At 72.1% G+C, this 16,573-nt stretch carries 15 protein-coding genes; 4 read left to right on the top strand and 11 right to left on the bottom strand.

Annotation, left to right across the window (positions count from 1 at the left end; genetic code table 11):
* Positions 1-30: 30 nt before the first annotated feature.
* The 4 genes from BGO91_RS12375 to BGO91_RS12360 all read left to right on the top strand — a co-directional run bounded on the left by BGO91_RS12375 (position 31) and on the right by BGO91_RS12360 (position 4,817).
* A complete protein-coding gene (locus BGO91_RS12375) occupies positions 31-1,452 on the top strand; it encodes an aldehyde dehydrogenase family protein (protein ID WP_290473052.1) in 1,422 nt (473 codons plus the stop codon).
* Between the two features lie 56 nt (positions 1,453-1,508).
* Positions 1,509-2,822, top strand: a complete 1,314-nt coding sequence (locus BGO91_RS12370; RefSeq protein ID WP_290473051.1) for an extracellular solute-binding protein — start codon at positions 1,509-1,511, stop codon at positions 2,820-2,822.
* A 124-nt stretch (positions 2,823-2,946) separates the two neighbouring features.
* Positions 2,947-3,921, top strand: a complete 975-nt coding sequence (locus BGO91_RS12365; RefSeq protein ID WP_290473050.1) for a carbohydrate ABC transporter permease — start codon at positions 2,947-2,949, stop codon at positions 3,919-3,921.
* A complete protein-coding gene (locus tag BGO91_RS12360; RefSeq protein WP_290473049.1) occupies positions 3,918-4,817 on the top strand; it encodes a carbohydrate ABC transporter permease in 900 nt (299 codons plus the stop codon). The genes BGO91_RS12365 and BGO91_RS12360 overlap by 4 nt, the downstream gene beginning before the upstream one ends.
* 19 nt (positions 4,818-4,836) lie before the next feature.
* Here BGO91_RS12360 and BGO91_RS12355 read toward each other — a convergent pair whose 3' ends face one another.
* The 11 genes from BGO91_RS12355 to BGO91_RS12305 all read right to left on the bottom strand — a co-directional run bounded on the left by BGO91_RS12355 (position 4,837) and on the right by BGO91_RS12305 (position 16,527).
* Positions 4,837-5,817, bottom strand: coding sequence for a LacI family DNA-binding transcriptional regulator (locus tag BGO91_RS12355; RefSeq protein WP_290473048.1), 981 nt, complete (start codon positions 5,815-5,817; stop codon positions 4,837-4,839).
* A 9-nt stretch (positions 5,818-5,826) separates the two neighbouring features.
* Positions 5,827-6,855 carry a LacI family DNA-binding transcriptional regulator gene (locus BGO91_RS12350; protein WP_290473047.1) on the bottom strand — a complete coding sequence of 343 codons (1,029 nt, stop codon included), beginning with the start codon at positions 6,853-6,855 and terminating at the stop codon, positions 5,827-5,829.
* Positions 6,856-6,930: 75 nt separating this feature from the next.
* The gene (locus BGO91_RS12345; protein ID WP_290473046.1) at positions 6,931-7,452 is read right to left on the bottom strand and encodes a hypothetical protein; all 522 of its coding nucleotides are present in this window, start codon (positions 7,450-7,452) and stop codon (positions 6,931-6,933) included.
* Positions 7,449-8,825, bottom strand: a complete 1,377-nt coding sequence (gene aldh / locus BGO91_RS12340) for an aldehyde dehydrogenase AldH (RefSeq protein WP_290473045.1) — start codon at positions 8,823-8,825, stop codon at positions 7,449-7,451. Before aldh ends, BGO91_RS12345 begins: the two co-directional genes overlap by 4 nt.
* Positions 8,826-8,892: 67 nt before the next feature.
* Positions 8,893-9,792, bottom strand: coding sequence for a BadF/BadG/BcrA/BcrD ATPase family protein (locus BGO91_RS12335; RefSeq protein WP_290473044.1), 900 nt, complete (start codon positions 9,790-9,792; stop codon positions 8,893-8,895).
* Complete coding sequence (locus BGO91_RS12330; protein WP_290473043.1) at positions 9,789-10,808, bottom strand: SIS domain-containing protein; 1,020 nt, start codon at positions 10,806-10,808, stop codon at positions 9,789-9,791. Before BGO91_RS12330 ends, BGO91_RS12335 begins: the two co-directional genes overlap by 4 nt.
* Positions 10,805-11,962 carry a Gfo/Idh/MocA family oxidoreductase gene (locus BGO91_RS12325; RefSeq protein WP_290473042.1) on the bottom strand — a complete coding sequence of 386 codons (1,158 nt, stop codon included), beginning with the start codon at positions 11,960-11,962 and terminating at the stop codon, positions 10,805-10,807. The genes BGO91_RS12330 and BGO91_RS12325 overlap by 4 nt, the downstream gene beginning before the upstream one ends.
* Entirely contained in the window at positions 11,959-12,663 is a 705-nt protein-coding gene (locus BGO91_RS12320; protein ID WP_290473041.1) for a TIM barrel protein, read from the bottom strand. Before BGO91_RS12320 ends, BGO91_RS12325 begins: the two co-directional genes overlap by 4 nt.
* Positions 12,660-14,699 carry a primary-amine oxidase gene (locus tag BGO91_RS12315; RefSeq protein WP_290473040.1) on the bottom strand — a complete coding sequence of 680 codons (2,040 nt, stop codon included), beginning with the start codon at positions 14,697-14,699 and terminating at the stop codon, positions 12,660-12,662. Before BGO91_RS12315 ends, BGO91_RS12320 begins: the two co-directional genes overlap by 4 nt.
* Positions 14,696-15,490: a GntR family transcriptional regulator gene (locus BGO91_RS12310; RefSeq protein WP_290473039.1), complete on the bottom strand. Its 795-nt coding sequence runs from the start codon at positions 15,488-15,490 to the stop codon at positions 14,696-14,698. Before BGO91_RS12310 ends, BGO91_RS12315 begins: the two co-directional genes overlap by 4 nt.
* A complete protein-coding gene (locus tag BGO91_RS12305; RefSeq protein WP_290473038.1) occupies positions 15,487-16,527 on the bottom strand; it encodes a Gfo/Idh/MocA family oxidoreductase in 1,041 nt (346 codons plus the stop codon). Before BGO91_RS12305 ends, BGO91_RS12310 begins: the two co-directional genes overlap by 4 nt.
* Between the last annotated feature and the right edge of the window lie 46 nt (positions 16,528-16,573).

Here is a 16,573-nt window from a genome sequence, read left to right as displayed (position 1 = left end):
TCCCCCACCCCCACCCAGGAGGCACGCCCCATGCGCGAGCTGCGCGACTACGACGTCCAGGTGTTCATCGATGGCCGGTTCGAACGGCCGGAGGCCGGCGACGGCCTGCCCGTGCTCGACAAGGCGGCCGGCATCCCGTTCGCCACGTACGGGAACGCGTCCCCGGCCCAGGTCGACCGGGCGGTCGAGGCGGCCCGCCGTGCCCAGCCGGGCTGGGGCGACGTGGACGCCAACACGCGCTCGGCGATCATCCGCCGCTTCGCCGAGGAGCTGGAGAACCGGCGCGACGAGCTGCTGACCCTGCTCATCCGGGAGACCGGCGGCACCCTCGAGAAGGCGGAGGAGGAGCTCGGCCAGTCGATCACCCAGCTGAACAACTCGGCGACGCAGCTGACCGAGAACGCGGGCAGCATCCTCCCGCCGTACAAGCAGGGCAAGCTGTCGCTCTCGCGCGCGGTCCCGCTCGGCGTGATCGGCCTGATCGTGCCCTGGAACTACCCGATGAGCCTGGCGATGCGCGCCCTGGCCCCCGGCCTCGCCTACGGCAACGCCGTCGTGCTCAAGCCCGCGGAGCTGACTCCGGTGGCGGGAGGGCAGATCCTCGCCGAGGCGGCGCTGGCCGCCGGCGTCCCGGCGGGCGTGCTCGCGGTCGTCCCGGGCGACGGCCCGACCACCGGTCGCACGCTCAGCGAGCATCCCGGGCTCGACCTCATCCACTTCACCGGCTCGTTCGAGGTCGGTCACCAGATCGCCGCCTTCGCGGCCCGCACCTTCACCCCGGTCGCCACCGAGCTCGGCGGAGACAACGCGTTCGTCGTGCTCGACGACGCCGACATCGACCAGGCCGCCAGCTGCGCGGTGTGGGCCGCCCTCTGGTACCAGGGGCAGACCTGCATCTCGGCAGGCCGCCACATCGTGCAGCGTGCGGTGGCCGACGCGTTCACCGAGGCCGTCGTGGAGCGCGTCCGCGCCCTCCGGGTGGGCGACCCCCTGCGCGACGACGTCGACCTCGGCCCGATCGTCAGCGAGACCCAGCTGCGCCGTTTCGCCGACGGCCTCGTCGCGCCCTCGGTGGCGGGCGGCGCGACGATCGCTACCGGCGGCACCCACGACGGCCTGTTCTACCAGCCCACCGTGCTCACCGGCGTCACACCCGACCTTCCGGTGTTCACCGAGGAGATCTTCGGCCCGGTGATGCCCATCACCGTCGTCGACGACGAAGCCGAGGCGCTCGCGCTCGTCAACCGCCACCGGACGCTGATGAACTCGGTCTTCACCGGAGACCCGATGCGCGGGCTCGCATTCGCCGAGCGCGTGTCGAGCAACGAAGTGCACGTGAACGACGGCTACGCCCGCCACGGCGGCGAGGGCCAGCTCGCCGGCTTCACCCGCCGGCAGTGGATCGGCCTCCAGACCTCCCCCGTGCGCTACCCCGCCTGGGCCGAGGGCTGAACCGCCCCGCACCACGACCACCGCACCACGGAACCCCATCAAAGGAGATGCACACAGTGAGGAAGTCAACGCTGAGGACCATCGGCGCGATCGTCGGCGTCGCCGCCGCGACCGCCACGGTCCTGACCGGCTGCTCCAGCTCGCCGAGCGGAAGCTCGACGAGCGGCGGCAAGGTCACCCTGTCCTACGTCAACTGGGACGGCGGCATGCAGGCCGTCGTCGACGAGTGGAACAAGGCCAATCCGGACATCCAGGTCAAGCTGACCAAGCCGTCCGGCACCGGCTACACCCTGTACAACAAGCTCATCACCAACAACAAGGCCGGCACCAACCCCGACGTCACCGAGGTCGAGTACCAGGCCCTCCCGGCCCTGATCGCCAACAAGGTGGTCATCCCGATCGACAAGTACGTCGGCGACCTCTCGGGCGACTTCTCGAAGTCGACGCTCGCCCAGGTGCAGTTCGAGGGCAAGACCTACGGCGTTCCGCAGAACGTGTGCCCGATGGTGTTCTTCTACCGCAAGGACATCTGGGATTCGATGGGGCTCACCCCGCCGAAGACCTGGGACGAGTACGCGGCGGACGCGGCCAAGATCCACGCGGCCGACCCCTCCAAGTACATCGGCAACTTCACCGCCGCCGACCCGGGCTGGTTCGCAGGCCTCGCGCAGCAGGCGGGCGCCAACTGGTGGAGCGCCTCCGGCGACACCTGGAAGGTGAACATCAACGACGCCGCCAGCAAGAAGGTCGCCGACTTCTGGGGCGGCCTGGTCGACCAGGGCGTCGTCAGCCCGGAGCCCAACTGGTCCGCCCAGTGGAACACCGACATGAACAACGGCACGCTCGTCGGCTGGGTCGGGGCGCAGTGGGCTCCCAACCAGCTTCCGTCGATCGCCAAGGACACCGCGGGCAAGTGGGAGGCCGTCGCGCTCCCCGCCTGGACCGCGGGGGACGACACGGTCGGCATCTGGGGCGGTGAGACGGAGGCCGTCACGGCCAACTCGAAGCACCCAGCGGAGGCGGCCAAGTTCGTCAAGTGGATGAACTCCTCGAAGGAGGGCGTCGCCTCGCTGATCACGAACGTGCAGGTCTTCCCGGCCAGCCTGTCGAACCAGTCGGCCCCCGAGCTGAAGACCCCGCCGCCGTTCATGTCGAACCAGCCGGACTACAACACGCTGATGGCGTCGGTCGCCAAGGGCGTGCGGACCTTCGACATCTGGGGACCCAACGCGAACGTCACGTTCGACTCGTACTCGAACGCGTTCGCCGCGGCCCTGCAGAACAAGTCGCAGCTGTCGGCCGCGCTGGACACCATGCAGTCCGACACGGTCACCGACATGAAGAAGATCGGCTTCAAGGTCGCCGGCTGACCCGCTGCCACCCGCCCGGGCGGGGACGATGCCCGCAAACCCCGTCGTCCCCGCTCGGCTCCACCCTCATCCCCTTCCCCCATCCCCCATCCCCCATCCACCTCCGTCCGAGGAGAATCAGCTCATGGCCGTCATCGGAGACAGCACCGCACCACCGGCGCCGGCGCGCTCCGGGCGCCGCGCCCCCGCCGCCACCCCGCCCAGGACCGGGCGTCGCCCGCGCCGCGGGCCGACCCTTCTGCCCGTCCTCCTCGTCACGCCCGCCGTCGTCCTCCTGCTCCTGTTCACGGTGGCACCGGGGGTCTACGCGGTGGTCCTCAGCTTCCTGCAGCTGAAGGTCGGCGGCGGCCTGCTCGGCGGCGGCGCACCCACCGAGGTGTTCGCCGGCTTCGCCAACTACGTCAGCACCCTCGTCGACCCCGAGTTCTGGGCCGGCCTCGGGCGCATGCTGATCGTCGCCGTCATCGGCGTCCCGCTCACCATCGTGCTCGCCACCACGTTCGCCCTCTGCCTCGACGTCAAGCGGGCGCGACTCGTCGGCGTCACCCGGCTGGCGATCTTCCTGCCCTACGCGGTGCCCGGCGTCGTCGCCTCGCTGCTCTGGGGGTTCATGTACCTGCCCGCCACCAGCCCCATCGGCGGCAAGGTCATCGACTACTTCGGGAGCACCGGGATCTTCTTCTCCGTCGCCAACGTGGCGGTCTGGGGCGTGGTCGGCTTCAACATGGTCATCCTCTACACCGCCGTCCGCAGCCTCCCGAAGGACCTCTTCGAGGCGGCGGAGCTCGACGGCGCGACCGAGCTGCAGATCGCGCTGCGCATCAAGCTGCCCCTCATCGCGCCGGCGATCACGATGGTCGCGCTCTTCTCGGTGATCGGCGCGCTGCAGCTGTTCAACGAGCCCACGACGCTCAAGCCGCTCGCCAACGCGATCTCGTCCACCTGGGTGCCGCTGATGCGCGTCTACACCGACGCGTTCGTCAACAACAGCATCTACGAGGGAGCGGCCACCTCGTTCATCCTCATCGTCATGACGGTCGGCGCCACCGTGCTCGTCAACGTGATCGGCCGGCGCATCGCCCGGAGGGAGACCCGATGACCACCCTGACCGCCCCGCGGCCCACCGCCCCGCGCACCGGACGAGCCCCGCTGAGCTCCCGCACCGGTGTGCGCATCGTGCCCACCCTCATCCTCATCGTCGGCGCGCTCTACTGCGTGCTGCCCGTGCTCTGGATCGTCATCGCGTCGACCAAGACCAACGATCAGCTGTTCTCCACCCCGCCGTTCGTCCCCTCCTTCACCGGCGGCTTCTGGACCAACCTGCAGGCGCTCTTCACCTACAACGGCGGCATCTTCGGTCGCTGGGCGCTCAACTCGGTGATCTACGCGATCGGCGGCGGGGTCCTCTCCACCGTCGTCGCGGGTGCGGCCGGCTACGCGCTCGGCAAGTACCGCTTCGCCGGGTCCAAATGGATCTTCCGCCTCATCGTGGCCGCCGTGCTGCTGCCGCAGATCATGCTCGCCATCCCCCAGTTCCTGCTCATGGCGAAGTTCGGGATGACGAACAACTACGCGTCCGTCATCCTCCCCCAGCTGGTGTCGCCCTTCGCGATCTACCTGTGCAAGATCTACGCGGAGGCCTCGGTGCCCGACGAGATCATGGAGGCCGCCCGCATCGACGGCGGCAGCGAGTGGCGCATCTTCTGGTCCGTCGGGTCGCGACTGATGATGCCGGCGCTGGTGACCGTGTTCCTGCTCCAGTTCATCGGGATCTGGAACAACTTCCTCCTGCCGTTCGTGATGCTCAACAACGACCAGCTGTACCCGCTCACGCTCGGCCTCTACGGGCTGATGATCATCACCGGCGGCCAGGCGGCCCAGTACTCCATCGTCATCGCCGGCGTGCTGGTGTCGATCGTACCGCTCGCGATCCTCTTCCTGTCGTTGCAGCGCTACTGGAAGATCGACCTGATCTCCGGCGGCGTCAAGCTCTAGGCCGGGGCTCGGGCGCCCGTCAGCGACGCGGCGTGGAGGCGCGCAGGCGCACCGCGGCCGGCACCGGCTCCGCGGGCGACGGGTCGTCCGCGAGGGCCAGCTCGAGGGCGCGCGCGCCGATGTCGGCCAGCGGCAGCGCGACGGAGGTGAGGGCCGGGGTCACGTCGGCCACGAGCGGGATGTCGTCGAAGCCGGCCACGCCGATCCCCTCGCCCGGAACGATGCCGGCCTCGCGCAGCGCCGCCATCGCGCCGATCGCCATCACGTCGCTGACCGCGAAGACGCAGTCGGGCCGCTCCCCCGCGGCCAGCAGGGCGGTCATCGCCCGATGGCCGCCCTCCCGCGTGAACTCCGCGTGCACGACCCGCGCCGAGGGCAGGACCGAGCGGAACCCGTCCACGCGGTCGCGCACGGTCACGAGCTCCTCCGGCCCGGCGAGCACGGCGACATCCCGGTATCCGAGCGCGAGGAGCTCCGTGGCGAGGGCCGCCGCGCCTCCCCTGTTGTCGACGTCGACGGTGCGCAGTCCCCGTGCGCCGGAGCCGATGGCGGCCACGCGGCCGCCGTCGCCGGGGCGGGTGTCCGTGCCGACGACCCGGCTGCCGGCCAGCACGACGGCCCGCGGGCGCTGGCCGCGGAGGGCGTCGAGCGCCGCCTCCTCCCTGGCCGTCGACTCCGGTCCGGCGTAGGGGCCGGTGGCGGTGATCGTCACGACCAGCCCCCGCTCGTCGGCCACCCGCACGACGCCGGACGAGATCGAGGCGAAGTACGGGTCGGCGATGTCGCCGACGACGAGCGCGACGACGTTGCTGGTGCCGCGCGCGACCGCCTGCGCCTGCACGTTCGCGCTGTAGCCGAGCGTGCGCGCGGAGGCGAGCACGCGCTCCTGCAGCTCGGGGTTGACCTTGCGGGCACTGCCGTTGAGCGCGCGGGAGGCCGTGGCGAGCGACACGCCCGCGTGCGCGGCCACGTCGGTCAGGGTGGGGGTGTTCAGGCTCACACGCCCAACCTATCGGCGCACCGGCGGCGTGGAGGCGCGGATGACCGGGTGCGCCGGCACCGTGCGCCCTCCCCCGTCGGCGTCGAGGGCGCGGCGCACCGTCTCCTCCGCGACCTGGTCGAGGGGCACGTGCACGGTCGTCAGCGGCGGGACGACGTCGCGCAGGGTGGTGATGTCGTCGAAACCGGCCACGGCGACGTCCTGCGGGATGCGCCGCCCGCGGTCGCGCAGACCGGCGATCGCACCGAGCGCCATGTCGTCGGTGATGGCGAAGATCAGCTCGAGGGCGGCGAGCTCGTCGTCGGGGAGGGCGCGGATGAAGTCGCGCGTGCCGGCCCACGAGAACTCCGGGTACGCGACGGTGGTCGTGCCGCCGAAGCCTTCCACGAAGCCGTCGACCCGCTGCTGCATCGACAGCAGCGGCGTCCCGCTGCCCAGCACCAGGGCACGCCGGTAGCCGAGGCCGGCCAGCTCGGCCGCGAGTTCGCGCGCGCCCTCGTGGGTGTCGAAGGTGACGGTCTCGAACGGCAGGTCGGTGCGGCTGATCAGCACGACCTTGCCGCCCGTCTCCTCGAAGCGCCGCAGTTCGGCGACCAGCTCGTCGCCGTTCGGCGGGTCGACGTAGCCGGTGCCGGCGAGGACGATGGCGCGCGGCTGCTGCCCGCGCAGCTCGCGCACGAGTTCGAGCTCGCGGTCGACGCGCCGGTCGGTGACCGCGATGGAGACGCGCAGCCCGTAGGTCTCCGCCTGCTTCATCAGCGCGGCCGCCAGCGCGGAGAAGTACGGGTCGGAGATGCCGCCGATGACCAGCGCGATGGTGCCGGAAGTGCCGCGCGCGATCGCCTGCGCGGCGAGGTTGGGCGTGTACCCGAGCTCCTGCGCCGCCTCCAGCACGCGCTTGCGGTAGTTCTCGGCCACCGTGCGGGCGCTGCCGTTGAGGACCCGGGAGGCGGTCGGCTGGGACACTCCGGCGTGCCGCGCGACGTCGGTCAGAGTCACCGGACGGCGCGGCGCCGCATCGCTCTGTGCCTCGACCACAGAGTCACCCTACCGGGTCGGCACGCCGACGGGAATGCGCATCCCCGCGGGTCGGCGCACCCGGCGGCGTCACGGTCACATCACGGCCATCGCGGCGAGCATCCCCCCGCACACCGCAGCGGAGACGACCGTGTGGAGGCGCACGACGCGGCGCGCGAGGAGGAGGCGCGCGACCAGCCAGCCCACCACCGCGACCACCACGATGCCGGTGGCGAGCGGGCCGGAGGCCGCGATGGCATGGTGGTGCGGCGCCGCCCCCGTCCCCCCGCCGCCTGCGGCCTCGACGGCGCTCACGGCCGCCGACCCCCGCACGGCCGATCCCGCGAACGCCATGCCCACCATCACGAGCAGCATCGCCCAGAGATCGACCACGTGCTCGCGCGCGGACGGCGAGCGCCGCGCGGCCCGCGCGTACCCCGCCGAGAGCAGGGCGAGCGCGAGCGCTGCGGCGCAGAGCGCGGCGGCGCTCCCCGCGAGGCAGCCGGCGATCATCAGCGCGGCCGGCGGCGTCTCGTGCGCGAGGGCGAGCGCGAGGCCGTGCCGCGACCCGCGACCCGGTGCGGGTCGCGGTCGCGACACGGCCCCGACGGTGCTCACGCGCGCCAGACGGTCTTCACGTTCGTGAACTCGCGGATGCCGAGCGCCGACAGCTCGCGGCCGTAGCCGGAGTCCTTGACGCCGCCGAACGGCAGCTGGGGGAAGGAGGCGGTGAGCCCGTTCACGAAGACGCCGCCGGCCTCGATGCCCTGCTGGAACAGCTCCGCCTCGGCGTCGTCGGTGGTCCACACGCTCGAGCTCAGCCCGAAGTCAGAGTCGTTGGACCGCTCCACGGCCTCCTCCGCGGACGCGACCGGGTAGAGGCAGGCGACCGGGCCGAAGCACTCCTCGCGGTAGATCCGCATCTCGGGCGTCACATCGCGCAGGACGGTCGCGGGGTAGAACCAGCCGGGGCCGTCCGGCAGCTCCCCGCCGGTCAGCACCGTCGCGCCCTTGGCGATCGCGTCGGCGACCAACTCGTGGGTGTCGCGACGCACCTGCTCGGTGGCGAGCGGGCCGAACGAGGTGGCCTCGTCGAACGGATCGCCCGTCACCTGGGCGCGCATCCCGGCGACGAAGGCCTCCTCGAAGGCGTCGTAGACGTCGGCGTGCACGTAGTAGCGCTTGGCCGCGATGCAGCTCTGGCCCGAGTTCTGCACCCGCGCGTTCACGCCGGCGGACGCGGCGGCCGCGACATCGGCGCTCGGCATCACGACGAACACGTCCGTGCCGCCCAGCTCGAGCACCGACTTCTTGATGTTGCGGCCCGCGGCCTCGGCCACCGCCGAACCGGCGCCGACGGAACCGGTGAGGGTGACGGCGCGGATGCGACGGTCGTCGATCAAGGGGGCGACGGCTCCGCCTTCGACCAGCACGGTCTGGAAGGCGCCGGCCGGGAATCCGGCCCGCTCGAACAGCGATCCCAGGTAGAGGGCGCTCTGCGGGACGCTGGAGGCGTGCTTCAGGATGCCGGTGTTGCCGGCCATCAGCGCGGGGGCGGCGAAGCGGATCACCTGCCAGAACGGGTAGTTCCACGGCATGACGGCCAGCACCGTGCCGATGGGCTGGTACCGCACGCTGACGGCGGAGGCGCCCACGTCTCCCGCGGCGACCGGGTGCTCGTCGGCGAGGTACTCGGCGGCGTGGTCGGCGTACCAGCGCATCCCGCGGGCCGACTTGGCGACCTCGTACTTCGCGGTGCCGATGGTCTTGCCCATCTCGGTGGTCACGAGCGCCGCGACCTCGTCGAGCTCGGCGTCGAGCAGGTCGGCGGCGGCGCGCATCCACGCTCCGCGCTCCTCGAACGAGGTGCGAGCGAGGCCGCGGAACGCGGACTCGGCGGCGGCGAGGATGCCCTCGAGCTGCTCGGCCGTGTGCGGCTCGAACGTCTCGAGGGTCTCTCCGGTGGCGGGATTGACGGTGGCGATGGCCATGTGCTGACTCCTTTGTTCTGCGTGCGGCTGTACTGCGATGTGAAGGGGGTGGGATGCGTGTCGCGGGCTAGCCCACGAGCCGCCGGGCGAGCTCGACGGCGCCGGCGACCGGCGCGTCCGTGAGCGGCACCATGGCGAGACCGGGATGCGCGACCGCCAGAGCCCCGGAGAAGGCCGAGAGCAGGCGGGGCTGATGCGCGAAGACGCTTCCGGCGACCACCACGTCGGTCCCGGCGGCTCCCCGGGCGATAAGACGGTCGACCAGCTCGGCGAGGCTGTGCGCGGCCTCCTCGACGACGCCGATGGCGAGGGCCGAGCCCGCGTCCGCCGCCGCGAAGACGGCCGGCGCCCGCGGGCCCCAGTTCTCCGGAGTCGGGTCGTCGTTGACCGCGCGCGCGAGCGCGGGGGCCGAGGTCACGCCGAAGGCGGTCTGCAGGGCGGAGAGGAGTCCGTCGTCGGGCGCACCTTCGTCGTCCGCGCGCAGAGCGGCGACGGCGGCCTCGCGCACCACGGCCGGAGCACCGCCCTCGTCGCCGAGCACCCATCCCCATCCGCCGGCGAACAGTGTGCGGCCGGATGCGTCGGCGCCGACCGCGATCGAGCCGGTGCCGGCGATGACGCCGATGCCCGACCTCCGCCCGGCTGCCGGCACGAGCAGCTCGGCGTCGTTGACGACGACGGCGCGATAGCCCAGGGCCGCGAGCTGCTCCCGCAGCTCGTGGGCGTGCTCGACGGTGTCGAGCCCCTGGGCTCCGACGCCGAGAGCGGCGACGATCGAGCCGTCGGGGAGCACGCGCCGGAGGCGGTCGTGCAGCCATCGAGCGGCGTCGCTCGCCGGCGAAGCGCTCCATTCCTCCGCCGGCAGAGCGACGTCGACGACGCGCGAGCCGTCGAAGGCCTCCGCGCGTGCGCCGAGCTTGGTGCCTCCGGCATCCAAGCCCACGATCAGGGGGGTGGTGGTCGTCACGCGACCCCTCCCGCGTCCGCGGGCACCTTCGTGTCCGCGTTGTGGAAGACGAACTCCTCGATGTCGACGCCGCGCACGTCGGCGACGGCCCCCACGAGCTGCTGCATCACCAGGGCCTCCAGGATCGCGCGCTGGGGCGCCGGGAGCTTCGGGAGCCGCACCGGGTGCAGGGTCCGCGATCCCGGGACCTGCTCGCCCGTGATCAGCACGACGTGATGGCCCGCGTCGGCGAGCGTCGTCGCCAGATCGAGCTCCCTGCTGTCGCCGAAGACCACGTGCACGCCGTCGCCGGCGGACTCCATCGAGCCGTGCAGGTACTGGCGCGTGCTCATCCCGGTCGCGGGGATGCGGGCGACCTCGCGGAACAGCAGGGCACCGGCCTCGGCCGAGCCGACGGCCGGACCGGCACCGACGAAGTCGCTCGACGAGACCGTCGCGAACAGCTCGGCCAGCGCCGCGACCGGTGCGGCGAGCCGCTCCTCCGCGTCGGCGAACGTCTCGGCGAGGGTGGACCAGCCCTGGTCCGGTCGGCCGCCGTCCCAGCCGTCGGCGAGCATCCCGAGCGCGGCGATGGTCGCCGTGTAGCCGAGCGTGGACGCGTAGCTGTCGGCGAGGTTGCCGAGCGACAGGCTGGACGCGATCCGGCCGATCGGGGACGGCTCGCTGTTGACCACGGCGAACCGCAGCTCCTCGGGCACGGATTCGAGCACGGCGAGCGTCTCGGCGCTGCGGCCGCTCTGCGAGATGCCGACGATGGGGTGCGCGCTGTGCGGGAACGGCAGCGGGTAGTCGCCCGCGCCGAGCCGCCACGAGTGGATGCCGCGCGAACGCAGCGACCACACCGGTGCGCACGCCGCGGCGAGGCTCGCGCCGATGCCCACGAAGATCGGGCCCGGTCCCGCGAGCTGGCCCCGGTCGGCGCGTGCCGCGATCTGGTCGGCGATCTGCGGGATCGCGCGCCCGAGCTCCTCGGCCTGCGTCGCGCGGGCGGACGCGAAAGTGATGTACCCGTTCATCGGACTCCCCTAGCTGGTGCCGGGAGGGTTCCTCCCGACGTGGATGGTGCGGTCCCGTGCGGCGTCGACGCCGTCGGATCCCACTCTGTCGGCAACGGCTCCACGACGGGAGCGGTGCTCTCGATCGCGACGGCCGTGCCCGTCTCGGCCGATCGCTCGATCGCGAGCATCACCTCGAGGGCGTGCAGCGCGAGCTCCCCCGAGGCGCGCGGCGCGCGGCCGTCGCGCAGGGCGCGGGCGAGTTCGAGCACGCCAACGCCGCGTTCGCGGTGCACGCCGGGCGGCGGCACCTCGACCCAGTCGGTCTCGCGGTCGTCGCCCGCGAGCACGCGGGTCGCTCCGTCGAAGCCGCTGACCGGAACCTCCAGCACGCCGTCCGCCCCGGTGATCTCGAACGCCTGGCGGCGCCGGGGCGAGTCGAAGCTGTAGACGGAGGTCCCGACGACGCCGGAGGCGAAGCGCGTGAGCACGCTGAGGTGCGTGTCGACCTCGACCGGGAACCGCGTGCCCGCGTCCGGTCCGGAGCCGACGACGCGCTCGGCGCGCGGGCGCTGGCCGACGGCCTCCACCGACGCGATCGGTCCGAGCAGCTGGATCATCGTGCTCACGTAGTACGGGCCGATGTCGAAGAGCGGGCCGGCTCCGCGCGCGAACAGGAACTGCGGCCGCGGATGCCAGGCGTCCGGTCCCGGTCCCTGCATGAGGGTGAGCAGCGTGCGCGGCTCCCCGATCGCGCCCTCCGCGAGCAGCCGGTGCGCGTTCTGGATGCCCTCGCCCAGGATGGTGTCCGGCGCGTTCGCGACCACGACCCCCGCGTCCGCCGCCGCGTCGAGCACCGCGCGGGCGGTCGCCAGATCGAGGGTGAGCGGCTTCTCGCCCCACACGTGCTTCCCCGCGGCGATGGCGGCGAGCGCGACCTCGGCGTGCGCGGCCGGGATGGTCAGGTTGACCACGATCTCGACGTCGTCGCGCGCGAGGAGCTGCTCCACCGTCACCGCCTCCGGCACCCCGAAGCGCTCGGCCTGGGCGCGGGCGCGGTCCGGGTCGAGGTCGGCGATCGCGACGACGCGCACGTCCGGGTAGGTCGCCAGCGACCTGAGGTACTCGTCGGAGATGTTGCCGGCCCCGACGATGCCGACGCCCGTGGCCGTCATGCCCGCACCAGCCCGGAGAAGAAGTCGGCGTTGCGCTCGATCAGCGGGAACACGTCCCCCTCGTGCACGACCACCTCGACGACCGGCAGCTCGAGCGCGGAGGCGAGACCGACGACCTCGGCGACGTCGAACGGGTTCGTCCCGTCCTCCTTCACGTGGAGGAAGCGCACCCGCTCGCCCAGCCGCGGGAGGAGCGTGTTCACGTCCTCCCCGCCGACGGCGGCCCAGTACGTGTCGAGCTCCAGGACCACGGCCGGGTCGAGCGCGTCGACGAGCACGTCGTAGACCGTGCGGTCGCCGATGCGCTGCGCGAACTCGAAGTCGTGGTTGTGATAGCCGAGGCGGATCCCCCGGTCGGCGGCCACGGGGACGAGGGCGTTGATCGCCGCGGCGAGCGCGAGCACCCCGTCGCGATCCGCGATGCTCGCGGGAGGCACGAACGGGACGATGACCGTGCCGATGCCGAGCCGTTCCGCCGCGTCGAGCACGCGCTCGTGGTCGAGCTCGGTGATCTTGGCGTGCGCCGTCTCGGCCTGCAGCCCGGCGGCGTCGAGGGCCGCGTTCAGGCCTTCGGTGTCGCTCAGGATGTCGTAGGGCTCCGCGTGGGTGAACCCGAAGCCGGCGAGCCGGGTGAGGGTGGCGGTCAGCTGGTCCGGTCCGATGTCGTCTCGGACGCTGTAGAGCTGGATGCCGAGACTCATGCGTGGCGCCCTTCGTGGTCGTGGCCGTCGTGGTCGTGGCCGTCGTGGCCGTGGCCTTCGTGGCCGTGGCTCGCGTGCTCGGGTGCCGCGTGCCCGTGCCCGTGCTGGCCCGGTGCGCAGTGGGCCGCCGGCTCCGGGATGTCCATGGTCGGGTTCGCGCCGAAGAACCCGTGCGGCTTCAGCACGAAGCCGGCGGAGTCGACCGGCATGATCGGCCAGTCCTCGATGCGCGGGAAGTGCGTGAGCCCGAAGGTGTGCCACAGCACCACGTCGGCGTCCTCCACGTCGCGGTCCGCGGCGGTCCAGGCGGGCAGTCCGGCACCGCCGGGGTGCATGTTGACGAGATCGCCGGCCGGGTACAGCTCGCCCGGCTCGTACGGGGTGACCCACAGGTGCTTGGCCGAGTAGGTCGCGCGCGCGTGGATGTCCGACTGCTCGTCCGCCAGCAGGGCCGGCCGGCCCTCGGGGAAGAGCACGTAGCCGACGTCGCGACCGAGGCGGTTCTGCTTGTGCGGGTTCGAGACCAGCCAGACGCGGCCGCGGGCGTTGTCGGCCATCCGCTGCGCCTCCTTCTCGGTGCGCAGCCGGGTGACGGTCTGGGTGATGCCGGTGCCGGTCGGGTTCTCCGGTCCGCGCGGCACGAGCACCGCCTCCAGCTCGTCCACGTTGTTCCTCGTCCCGTCGACCATCATGTCGAGCCGGGCGGAGAAGAGGTGCTGGTGGTACGGCGCCCCCAGCCCGGGGGCGAGCTCGGAGGCGTACGCGTAGCCGGGCCCGGGATAGGCGGAGGTGAACACGACGCCCGTCGCCTTCACCTCCAGCTCGATCGCGCCGTCGAGCGAGAAGTACCAGTAGAAGCCGTAGTCGTAGTTGCCGACGGTCACGAAGAAGCTGACCACCAGGCGGCGGTTGCGGCGGGAGTCGCTGGAGCCGTTCCAGTTGTCGAAGTGCTTCCAGAGGATCCCGGTGTCCTCCTCGTGGATGCAGATCGCCTGCGGCACCACGCGCACCTCGCCCGCGTTGTCTGCCAGCGTCGCGTCGAGGTAGGTGATGTCGCCGACGCAGTCGCAGCCCAGCTCGAGGGAGTTCGCGAAGCCGCCGAGGAGGTACTCGCCGCAGTCGAAGAAGTTCTGGAACCAGCGCTGCGGGCTCGGGTCGCCGTACGGCACCATCATCTCGGCGATGGAGGCCCGGTACAGCACCGGACGCTGTTCGCCGTCGTCGTCGATCGAGACGTTGTGGAAGACCAGCCCTTCGCGCTGGTCGAACGAGACCTGCAGCTTCCAGCCGGCCCACGACAGCACGCCGTCATCGTCGATCGTGAAGCTCGGTCCCTCCGGCTGGGTGATCTCGATCGGCTTGAGCCCGGCCCGCGGGGGCTTGCCGACCCACTCCGGGAGGTGGAAGTTGCCGTCCTCCTGCGGCACCGGGAGGTCGACGTAGTCGATGACGTCGAGGACCTCGCGGGTGACCACGTCGACCATCACGGTGACGCCGTCGACCGGGTGCGCCCAGCCGAGATCGTCCGGGGTCTTCTGCACGAAGGTGAAGCAGCGCTGGATGCGGCGGCCGCTCTCCTCGGGCGCGAGCACTCCGGCCGAGAGCGGGTTGACCCGCAGCGTCGACAGATCGGTGAGCCCGCGCTTGGCCATGGCGGCCAGCCAGCGCGCGTCCTGGTGCACGATCTCCTCCACCAGCCCGAACTCGGCCAGCACGACGGGGACCTGCCCCTGCGCCGGGTCGAGCTCGACGGCGGAGACGACGCGGTCCTCGGCCGGGCACACGACGACGTCGAACGAGGCGCCGGAGGCCAGGTCCACGAGCATCGCCCGGAAACGGCGGGCCTCGGGCACCGCGCCCGGCGCCAGCAGCGTGCGCTTGTCCTGCTCGAGCAGGCCGAAGTACGACACGTGGGTGTCCGGGCCGAGCAGGCCGTCGCGTTCGAGGATGGCGCGCGCGGCGGTGATCTCCTCCGGGCGGAGCGAGGCCAGGGCGGCGGCGACGGTCGTCGTCGCGGGCGTGGCGGTGTCGGTCACAGGGTCTCCGTTCGGTTGTGTCGGGCGAAGTAGGTGCGCAGGCGATAGCGGTCGCCTGCGTACTGGACGGTCGAGGCGAGCACGGCCCGCTCGGCGCGGTTGCGCACCACCTGGTGCATCACGAGGGTGGGGGTGCCGGCTTCGAGGCCGAGCTGGTCGGCGATGTCGGTCCCGGCTTCGCGCGCCTCGATCGTCGTCTCGGCGTTCGCGAGCTCGTTGCCCGCGGCGGTGAGCGCCTCGTAGAGGGAGTCGACCGCGAAGTCGTGCCGGTCGGCGTCCGGCAGGAGCGCCGCGGGGATGAGGGCCCAGTCGAGCGCGATCGGCACACCGCCGAGCATGCGCACGCGGCCGAGCCGGAACAGCGGGAGCCCGGGCGCGATGCCGAGCAGCTCGGCGTCGTCGATGGTCGCGGGCGCGGTGCTCGCCCGCAGCACGCGCGACGTGGCCGCGAGGCCCATCCGCGCGGCGGTCTCGGTGAAGGACTCGAGGCTGTTCGGCCACTCGTTGCGGGTGTCGCCCCCGCCCGAGACGTACCAGCCGCGGCCGTGCGACGGAGCGAGCGCGCCGTCCTCGACGAGCGATTGCAGCGCCTTGCGCAGGGTGACCCGGCTGATGCCGAGGAGCTGGCAGAGCTCGCGCTCCGGCGGGAGGCGGCTGCCGGACCGCAGCTCGCCGCTCGCGATCCGCCCCCGCAGGGAGTCGGCGGCCTGCACCCACAGCGGGTCGGGGTAGTCGGTGCGGACACTCGCCTGGCCGATGCTCAGGGAGGCCGCTTCAGGCGTCTGCGTCATCGCTCGAAGCTCACCGTCTCCCAGACGCCCGTGCGCATGGAGGTGTAGCAGGCGTCGAGGATGCAGTTCACGATGAAGCCGTCATCGAAGGTCTCGTCCGGGGTCGTCCCGGCGGCGAAACGCTCGACGAAGTGCCGCATCTCCTGGCTGAAGCCGTACGCGCGCGCCTCCTCCGGCACCGGGTACACCCACCCGGTCTCGGCGTCGGCCTTCTCGACGAGGTAGCCCGCGGGGTTCTCGATGAACCCCCAGACCGGAGTGTGGGAGGTGTCGGTCACCAGGCGGCCGGCGGTGCCGACGAGCTCGTGGCGCAGCTGCATCCCGCCCTTCTCGATCCACGACGACTCGATCTGCGCGAGCTGGCCGCCGGCGAACTTCAGGAGCGCGATCGCCGTGTCCTCTCCCGTCGTCTTGTCGGTGTGGACCATGGTCGACCCCCAGGCGAAGACCTCGGTGACCGGGTTGTCCTTGCCGAAGAAGTGGCGGGCCGACTCGACGGTGTGGCACCCCATATCGAGCAGGGCGCCGCCGCCGGCCGTCTCGGCGTCCCAGAAGTGCGGGGCGTGCGGGCCGGAGTGCGCCTCCCGCGCCCGCATGGTCAGGGGCGCGCCGATGGCGCCCGCGGTGACCATCTGGTGGGCCTTGGCGATGTTGGGCGAGAAGACCGAGCTCTCGGCGTACCCGTGCCAGACACCGGCCTCGCGCACGATCCGCACGATCTCGGCCGCCTCGGCGCCGGTGCGCGCGAGGGGCTTGGTGCAGACGATGCCCTTGCCGGCCGCGGCGGCGATCCGGACGGCCTCCACGTGCGCCTCGTTGGGGAGGGCGATGACGACGAGGTCCACCTCCGGATCGGCGCAGAGCCCCGCGATGTCGTCGTACTGGCGCGCGATGGGCCCCCACTTCTCCGCGAAGGCCTCGGCGCGGGCGAGGTCGCGGGAGTAGGTGGCAACGATCTCGGCTCCGCGGACGTCTTGCAGGGCGTCAGCGTAGGTGTCGGCGATGAAACCGGAACCGAGAAGACCGACTCGAATCACATTTCCTCCTGTGGGGCGGTGGGTGTTTGTCATAGTAGCCATGTGG

It is taken from the genome of Leifsonia sp. 71-9 (genome assembly GCF_001898805.1).
GTDB lineage: Bacteria > Actinomycetota > Actinomycetes > Actinomycetales > Microbacteriaceae > Leifsonia.
This window is presented reverse-complemented; position numbering and strand designations above follow the sequence as displayed.